The 8,333-nt window shown below is 76.1% G+C and carries 4 protein-coding genes; 3 read left to right on the forward strand and 1 reads right to left on the reverse strand.

Going from position 1 to position 8,333, the window contains the following annotated elements; genetic code table 11:
- Positions 1-204: 204 nt before the first annotated feature.
- A complete protein-coding gene (locus tag ACFXGA_RS38010; protein ID WP_378097315.1) occupies positions 205-1,404 on the reverse strand; it encodes a serine hydrolase domain-containing protein in 1,200 nt (399 codons plus the stop codon).
- 113 nt (positions 1,405-1,517) lie between these two features.
- Between ACFXGA_RS38010 and ACFXGA_RS38015 the strand changes: the two genes are divergently transcribed.
- The 3 genes from ACFXGA_RS38015 (at position 1,518) to ACFXGA_RS38025 (ending at position 8,238) form a co-directional block, all read left to right on the forward strand.
- A complete protein-coding gene (locus ACFXGA_RS38015; protein ID WP_378097318.1) occupies positions 1,518-4,262 on the forward strand; it encodes an ATP-binding protein in 2,745 nt (914 codons plus the stop codon).
- A 104-nt stretch (positions 4,263-4,366) separates the two neighbouring features.
- On the forward strand, positions 4,367-6,481 hold the full coding sequence (locus tag ACFXGA_RS38020) for a molybdopterin oxidoreductase family protein (RefSeq protein WP_378097321.1): 2,115 nt from the start codon (positions 4,367-4,369) through the stop codon (positions 6,479-6,481).
- Positions 6,482-6,492: 11 nt separating this feature from the next.
- Complete coding sequence (locus ACFXGA_RS38025) at positions 6,493-8,238, forward strand: AMP-dependent synthetase/ligase (RefSeq protein ID WP_378097324.1); 1,746 nt, start codon at positions 6,493-6,495, stop codon at positions 8,236-8,238.
- Positions 8,239-8,333 lie beyond the last annotated feature (95 nt).

Genomic DNA, 8,333 nt, shown 5'->3' on the forward strand with positions numbered 1-8,333 from the left:
GGGGGGGGGGGGGGGGGCGCGCGCGCGCGGGCGCGCCGCGCGCGCGGGGGCGCCCCCCCCGGCCGCCCCCCCCCCCCCCCGGCCGGGCAGTGGGCCGGCAGTGGCCGGTCGCCCGCGCCCGGGTGGGCGGCGGCCGGGTCATCGCGCCGGAGCGGGCGGCGGCGGTCGGACCCCCGACCACTCCCGCCCCGGCGCCACCGGGGTTCACCGGGTCGGGCGGAACCAGGTGCCGTCCGTCGCCGGGCGGTGGCCCAGGGCCCGGTAGACGGCGTCCACAAGGGACTGACCGCGGTCGTTCACGCCCACGCCCGGCCCCATCTTCGTCATCGCGTACCCGAACGACATCCGCGCGCCGGGGTCGGCGAAGCCGAGCGACCCGCCCATCCCCGAGTGCCCGAACGCGTCCTCCGACATCAGCACCCCGCGCTCCACCGCGGGCAGGTGCCGGTTCCCGACCGACTTGGCGAACCCGAGCGAGAACCGGGTCGGCGCGAGCAGCATCCGGTCGGCCCCCGCCGACACCACCCCGGACATGACCGGCAGGTGGGCCTCGTCCACCAGCCGCACGCCGTTGTACTCGCCGCCCAGCGCCAACGGCCGGTACATCTGCGCCAGGCCGCGCGCGTTGCTCATCCCGCCGACCGAGCCGAACTGCGCCGCGTGCGCCGCACGGCTGTCCGACGCCGCCAGGTACCCGCCGGTGTTGGTCACCAGCAGCGCCTGCATCGACGTCGGGTCGGCCGCCGCCGCCGACATGGCCGGCGGCTCCCCGCCGCGGTCCGCCGGGATGGTCGGCGCGACCAGCGGCTCCAGGTCCTCGGGCAGGGTCAGCCAGAAGTCGAGCCCCAGCGGGCCGGAGACCTCCTTCTCGAAGAACTCCGCCGGCCACAGGCCGGACACCCGGCGGACCACCTCGCCGACCAGGTGGCCGAACGTCAACGCGTGGTAGCCGTGCGCCGTGCCCGGAGCCCAGAACGGCTCCTGCCGGGCCAGCAGCCCCGTCATCAGCTCCCAGTCGAGCATCCCGCCCGGCGGCACCGGCGCGCGCACCGCGGCCAGCCCCGCCTGGTGCGCCAGCAGGTGCCGCACCAGCGTGCCGTCCTTGCCGTGCCGCCCGAACTCCGGCCAGTACCGCACCACCGGCGCGTCGAGGTCCAGCTCTCCCCGCGACGCCAGCACGTGCGCGCACAACGCCGTCGCGCCCTTGGTGCACGACCAGACGTGCGTGACGGTGTCCTCGGTCCACGGCCGCCCGCCCGCGTCACCGCCCCACAGGTCCACCACGGTCTCGCCGTCGACCGTCACGTGCACGCCCGCGCCCACCTCGCCCCGCTCGGCGAAGTTGCGTTCGAACTCGGCGCGGACTTCGGCGAACTCGTCGGCGCAGGTGCCCTCGACCGTCATCGGCCCTCCCGGTGCGGCAGTCGTGTGCCGCCATGTCAGCACCGTGAGCCACGACACGTGAGTAGGGAAACCTCAGTCGGTAGGGTGGTGGGCCCAACGCCGGGAGGTCGCCCTTGTCGCCTTTCTTCGGCCGGGAGAGCGAGCTGGCGGCCGTGTTCGACGCGGTCGGGCGCGTGCCCGCCGCCGGGTTGGTGGCCGTGGTGGTGTCCGGCGAGCCGGGCATCGGCAAGTCCAGCCTGCTGGCCGAGACGGGCCGCCGGCTGCGGGACCGGGGCCGCGCGGTGGCCGCCGCCGAGTCGGACGACGTGAGCAGGCGCATCCCGTACGCGGCCGTGGCGACGGCGCTGCGCTCGGTGCCGGCCACCGACGACGTGCGGGCCGCGGTGGCCGCGCTCGACCTCACCTCCACCCCCGACGCGACCTGGTTCGGCCGGTCCTGCGAGCTGGTCGCCCGCGCGCTGACCGGGCTCGCCGCCGACCGGCCCGCCGCGCTGCTGCTGGACAACTTCGACCAGGTGGACGACGACTCGCTGGCCATGCTCGCCGTGGTGCTGCGCCGCGTCACCGCCGCGCCGCTGGTGCTGGTCACGGCGGTGCGCGAGCACCACCGCAACCCCGGCGTCGAGGAGCTGCTGGACCGGCTCGAACGGCACGCCGAGGTGGTGCGCGTGCGGCTGGCGCCGCTGGGCGGCGACGAGGTGGCCCGGATCGTGGAGACCGTGCTCGGCACGCCGGTGGACGACGGCCTGGCGCACGAGGTGTGCCGGCGCGCGGACGGCAACCCGTTCTTCGCGGTGGAGATCGCCCGGTCGCTGCGCGAGCTGGACCTGGTGGCGGTGGACGGCGACCGGGCCAGGCTCGCCGTGTCGCCCTCGGCGATCCGGCTGACCCGGCGCGACGCCGTGCTGCGGCGGGTCGCGCCGCTGGACCGGGACACCCGGGCGGTCGCCCGCGCGGTGTCGATCTTCCGGCGGGTGCGGCTGGACCAGATCGGTTTGCTCGCGCGCGTGTCGTCGCTGCCCGAGGACGTCGTGGTGGACGCGTTCGACGGGTTGCTGCGGGCGCACATCGTGGTGCGGGACGACGACCGCGGGTACCGGTTCTCGCACGCGCTGGTCGGCGAAGCGCTCTACCAGGAGATCGGGCCGGCCCAACGCCGCCACCTGCACAGCCTGATCAGCGCCCGGCTGCTGGACGACCGGGCGCGCGGGCTGGCGGTCGACGAGATGGAGCTGGCCTGGCACCTGGCCGAGTCCGCGCCGCCCGGCGACCTGCGCGCGGTGCGGGTGATGGCGCAGGCCGCGGCGGCGAACCGGGCCACCGCGCCGGAGGCGGCCGCGGCGTTGTGCGCGCGGGCGCTGGAGCTGCTGCCGGTGGCCGCGCCGGAACGCGCCGCGCTGCTGGCCTCGCAGTGCCGGGCGCTGGCGCACGCGTCCCGCCCGGCCGCCGCCGTCGCGCCGGGCCTCGCCGCCCTGGCGGAGCTGCCGCCGGGACCGGAGCGGTCGCGGTGCGCGCTGGTGGTGCTGAGCAGCCTGTTCCTGGTCGGCCGGCTGGACGAGGCGGTGCGGCTGGCCGACGCCGAGGTGCGGGCGGGCGACGCGCCGGCCGCGTTGCACGCGCAGCGCGCCTTGCTGCTGGTGTTCACCGGGCGGCACGCGGAGGCGCTGGAGGCGGTGGACCGGATCGAGGCCATGCCGCTCGGCTCCGGCGCGGAGGGCGTGGTGGTGTTCGGCCGGCTGGTCGTGATCACGTCGATGCTGCTGCGGCACGACCGGACGGTCGAGTACGCGAACCGCGCGCTGGCCTCGGCGGCGGGGTCGCCCGCGCTGGAGTTGCAGGCACTGGCGGTCGGCGCGTCGACCGGCGCGCTGGCCGGGCTGGTGCACGACGCGTCGTGGCGGCTGCGGCGGGCCGAGGAGCTGCGGGAACGGGCCGGTGAGCACGCGTTCCGCGGCGAGCTGGAGCTGGCGCGGGCGGCGTCGGAGTGGTTCGGCGGGGCGTGGGACGCGTGCCTGGAGCGGGTCGGCCGCGCGGCGGCGGAGCTGGAGTCGCGGCAGGAGCTGATGATGCTCGACGGGCTGCGCGCGATCGAGCTGGAGGTGCGGACGTGGCGCGGCGAGCTGGACGTGGCCGCCCGGCTGGCCGCGCTGCCCGCCCCGACCAGCCCGAACATGTCCGGGCTGCACGCGCTGGCGCTGGCCGGCTACCTGGCCGCGCGCGGTGACGTGGAGGGCGCGCGGCGCACGCTCCTCCAGGCCGCGGGCGACGGGCTGAACGCCTACGGCGGCCTGCTGCTGGGCCGCCTGGTCGACCTGGACCTGGCGCACGACCGCACGGAGGACGCCCGGCGGACCGTGAGGTGGCTGCGGTCGCTGCCCGCGGACCGGGTCGCGCCCTGGACCGAGGTGACCGCGCGGCGGGCGGTCGGGCTCTGCGAGGCCGACGCCGGTGCGCTGCGGGAGGCGGTCCGGGAGGCCGAGGCGGGCGGGCTGGTGTTCGAGCGCGCCCGGGCGCAGTTGGCGCTGGGCCTGGTGGACCGGTCCGCCGTGGCGGAGCTGCTGGACGCCTACGCGGTGTTCCAGCGGTTGGGGGCGCACGGGCTGCGGCGGCAGGCGGGCGGGCGGTTGCGGGAGCTGGGCGCGAAGGTGCCGCGGGCGCGGGCCAAGGCCCGCGGCGTGTTGACGGCGGCGGAGGAGAACGTCGCCCGGCTCGTGCAGCAGGGCATGCGGAACCGGGACATCGCGGCCGCGCTGCACTACAGCCCGCGCACGATCGAGGTCTACCTGTCCCGGATCTACGCCAAGCTGCGGGTGTCGTCGCGGCTGGAGCTGGCGCGGGTGCTGGACGGGCGCGCTTAGTTGTTGTGGAGTCCGCACTAACCGGGCCGCGGGGCGGCGGTGTTGCCTGGGGCGCGTGAGTTCCGGCGTGCGGCGGTCGAGGTGCGGTGGGGTTGCGGGGCCCGATGCGTAAGGCGTACACGACGTGCCCGCTGTGCGAGGCCACCTGCGGTCTGGAGCTGACCGTGTCGGGCGACCGCGTCGTCGGGGTGCGCGGCGACCGGGAGGACCCGTTGAGCGGCGGGTTCCTGTGCCCGAAGGGCGCGTCGCTGGGCGCGCTGGACGCCGACCCGGACCGGCTGCGCACGCCCGTCGCCCGGCGGGGCGGCGACTGGGAGGCGGTGGGCTGGCGCGAGGCGTTCGAGCTGGTCGACGCGCGCCTCCGGGCGGTGATCGCCGAGCACGGCCGGGACGCGGTCGCGCTGTACCTGGGCAACCCGACGGTGCACTCGCTGGCCGGCGGCCTGTACGCGGCCGGGCTGCGCAAGGCGCTGGGCTCGCGCAACGTGTTCACCGCCGCGACCGTCGACCAGATGCCCAAGCACGTGGCGTGCGGGCTGATGTACGGGGGCATCTTCACCATCCCGGTGCCGGACGTGGACCGCACCGACTTCCTCCTGGTGCTCGGCGCGGACCCGTTCACCTCCAACGGCAGCCTGTGGACCGTGCCCGACGCGCCGGGCCGGTTGAAGGCGCTGCGCGCCCGCGGCGGCGCGTTCGTCGTGGTGGACCCGCGGCGCACCCGCACCGCGGCGGCCGCCGACGCGCACCTGCCGATCGTGCCGGGCACCGACGTGTTCCTGCTGTTCGCCATGGTCAACGAGCTGTTCGCGGCGTCGCTGGTGGACCTCGGGGCGCTCGCGCCGCACGTGGCGGGCGTGGCGGAGGTGCGGCGGCTCAGCGAGCCGTTCACGCCCGAGGCGGTGGCGTCGCGGTGCGGGATCGCGGCGGCGGAGATCCGGGCGCTGACCCGGCGGCTCGCCAAGGCGCCCCGCGCGGCCGTGTACGGGCGGATCGGCACCACGGCGGTCGGGTTCGGCACGGTCACGAGCTGGCTGGTCGACGTGCTCAACGTCCTCACCGGCAACCTGGACCGGCCCGGCGGCGCGATGTTCCCGCTGCCCGCGCACGCGCGGCGGGGCGTCGGGACGGGGAAGGGCTTCACCACCGGGCGGTGGCGCAGCCGGGTGCGCGGGCTGCCCGAGGTGGCGGGCGAGCTGCCCGCCGTCACGCTGGCCGACGAGATCACCACACCGGGGGACGGACAGGTGCGGGCGCTGGTCACGGTGGCCGGCAACCCGGCGCTGTCCGTGCCCAACTCGGCCCGGCTCGACGCGGCGCTGGCCACGCTGGACTTCATGGTGTCGGTCGACCCCTACCTGAACGAGACCACCCGGCACGCCGACGTGATCCTGCCGCCACCTCCGCCCAGCCGCCGCGCGCACTACGACCTGGCGTTACTGTCGCTGTCGGTGCGCAACGTGGCCAAGTTCTCCCGCCCCGCCGTGCCGCTCGGCCCCGACGAGGTCGACGAGGGCGAGATCCTGCTCCGGCTGACCGCGATCCTCGCCGGCCTCGGCCCGGACGCCGACCTCGAAGCGCTCGTCGGCCTGACCGGCGAGTCGGGGCGCACCCGCGAGGAGCGGCTGCTGGACGCCCGGCTGCGGTCCGGGCCGTACGGGCTGACGCTGGACGACCTGCTCGACCGGCCGCACGGCGTCGACCTCGGTCCGCTGACCGGCCGCCTGCCGGAGGTCCTGCGCACGCCGTCGGGCCGGGTCGAGCTGTGCCCCGGGCCGATCGCGGCCGACGTGCCCCGCGTGCTGGCGGCCCTGCGCGCGCCGGTCGAGGGCCTGGTGCTGATCGGCCGGCGGCACCTGCGGTCGAACAACTCGTGGCTGCACAACGTGCCCGCCCTGGTGAAGGGCAGGCCGGTGTGCACGCTGCTGGTGCACCCGGCCGACGCCGCGCGGCTCGGCCTGGCCGACGGCGGCGCGGCCCGGGTGACGTCCCGCGTCGGCGAGGTCGTGGCCACCGTGGAGGTCAGCGCCGACGTGGCCGCCGGGGTGGTCAGCCTGCCGCACGGCTGGGGCCACGACCGGCCCGGCACCCGCCTCGCCACCGCGCGGGCGCACCCCGGCGTCAACGCCAACCTGCTCACCGACGACCTGGCCGTGGACCCGCTGTCCGGCACCGCCGTGCTGAACGGGGTCCACGTGCACGTGTCCCCAGCCGAATGAGGAGCACCACCATGCCCGTGACTGCGGCGCGCGTCATCGCCGACCTGCCCTTCGTGGCCGCCCAGGCGCACGACGACCGGGTGGCCTGGCGCCACCGGCGGGACGGGCGGTGGCAGGACCTGACGTTCACCGAGGTCGCCGAGTGGGTCATGGAGCTGGCGTCCGGCCTGGTGCACCTCGGCGTGCGGCCCGGCGACCGGGTGTGCGTGCTGGCGGACACCCGGGTGGAGTGGTCGGCGGTGGAGCTGGCCGTGCTCGCGGCGGGCGGCATCGTGGTGCCGATCTACCCGTCCAGCGCGCCGGAGGAGTGCGCGTGGATCATCGGCGACTCCGGCGCGGTGCTGCTCGTCGCGGAGGACGAACGGCAGCGGGCCAAGGTCGAGTCCGTCCGCGACCAGGTGCCGGGGCTGCGGGACGTCGTGGTCATCGACGACGGCGGGCTGGACGAGCTGCGGTCGCGCGGCCGGACGTCGCCGGTCCCGGGCGAGCTGGACGACCGCCGCGCCGCGATCGACCCGGACGACCCGACCGTGATCATCTACACCTCGGGCACCACCGGGCCGCCCAAGGGCTGCGTGCTGACCAACCGGAACTGGTTGACCATGTGCCGGCTCAGCGAGGAGCTGGACTACGTGCTGCCGGACGACGTGGCGTACCTGTTCCTGCCGCTGGCGCACGTGTTCGCGCAGATCGTGCTGCTGTCCGCGCTCAACACCGGGCACGCGCTCGCGTTCTACGGCGGCGACACGTCGCGGGTCGTGGCGGAGCTGGCGGAGGTGCGGCCGACGTTCCTGCCGTCCGTGCCCCGGATCTTCGAGAAGATCTACACCGCCGCCACGGCCGGCGTGCCGGAGGAGCGGTTGCGGCAGGCCGTGCGGGTCGGGCTGGCGGTGCGCGGGCTGCGGGCCGGGGGCCGACCGGTGCCGCCCGACCTGGCCGCCGCGTTCGAGCAGGTGGAGCCGGTGTTCGCCAAGGTGCGGGCGATCTTCGGCGGGCGGCTGCGGCAGGCGTTGTCCGGTGCCGCACCCATCTCGGTCGAGGTGCTGGAGTTCTTCTCGGCGGCCGGCGTGCCGGTGCTGGAGGGCTACGGCATGAGCGAGTCGACCGGGGTCGGCACGGTCAACACGGTGGCGCGGCACAAGCTCGGCTCGGTCGGCACGTTCGGCATGGCGGGGCTCCAGGTGAAGCTGGCCGACGACGGCGAGATCCTGATGAGCGGGCCGCACGTGTTCGCGGGCTACTGGAACAACCCCGCCGCCACCGCCGAGGTGCTGACCGACGGCTGGCTGCGCACCGGCGACCTGGGCGAGATCGACGAGGACGGCTTCGTCACCATCACCGGGCGCAAGAAGGACATCATCATCACCGCCGGCGGCAAGAACATCGCCCCGGCCAACGTCGAGAACCAGCTCCGCCAGTCCCGGTGGATCTCGCACGCGGTCGTGTACGGCGACCTCAAGCCGTACCTCGTCGCGTTGATCACCCTGGACCGGGACGAGATCGTGCCGTGGGCGCAGGCCCGGGGCCTGCCGACGGACCTGCCGTCCCTGGTCCGGACGGACGAGGTGCGGGCGCTCGTGCAGGGCGTGGTGGACGAGGCGAACTCCCACTTCGCCACCGTCTCGCAGGTCAAGCGCTTCACCCTGCTGGACCGCGACCTGAGCCAGGACGACGGCGAGCTGACGCCGACGTTGAAGGTGAAGCGCAAGACCGTGCACCGGGCGCACGCCGAGCTGTACGACTCGCTCTACCGCTGATCGACCGTCCCCGGCCCCCCCCCCCCCCCGCGCGGGGGGGGGCGGGGGGGGCGCGCCGCCGCCGCCGCCGCGGATGTGCCGGGGGATGAGGGGGC

Origin of the sequence: Actinosynnema sp. NPDC059335, from assembly GCF_042752395.1 — a bacterium.
Taxonomy (GTDB): domain Bacteria; phylum Actinomycetota; class Actinomycetes; order Mycobacteriales; family Pseudonocardiaceae; genus Actinosynnema.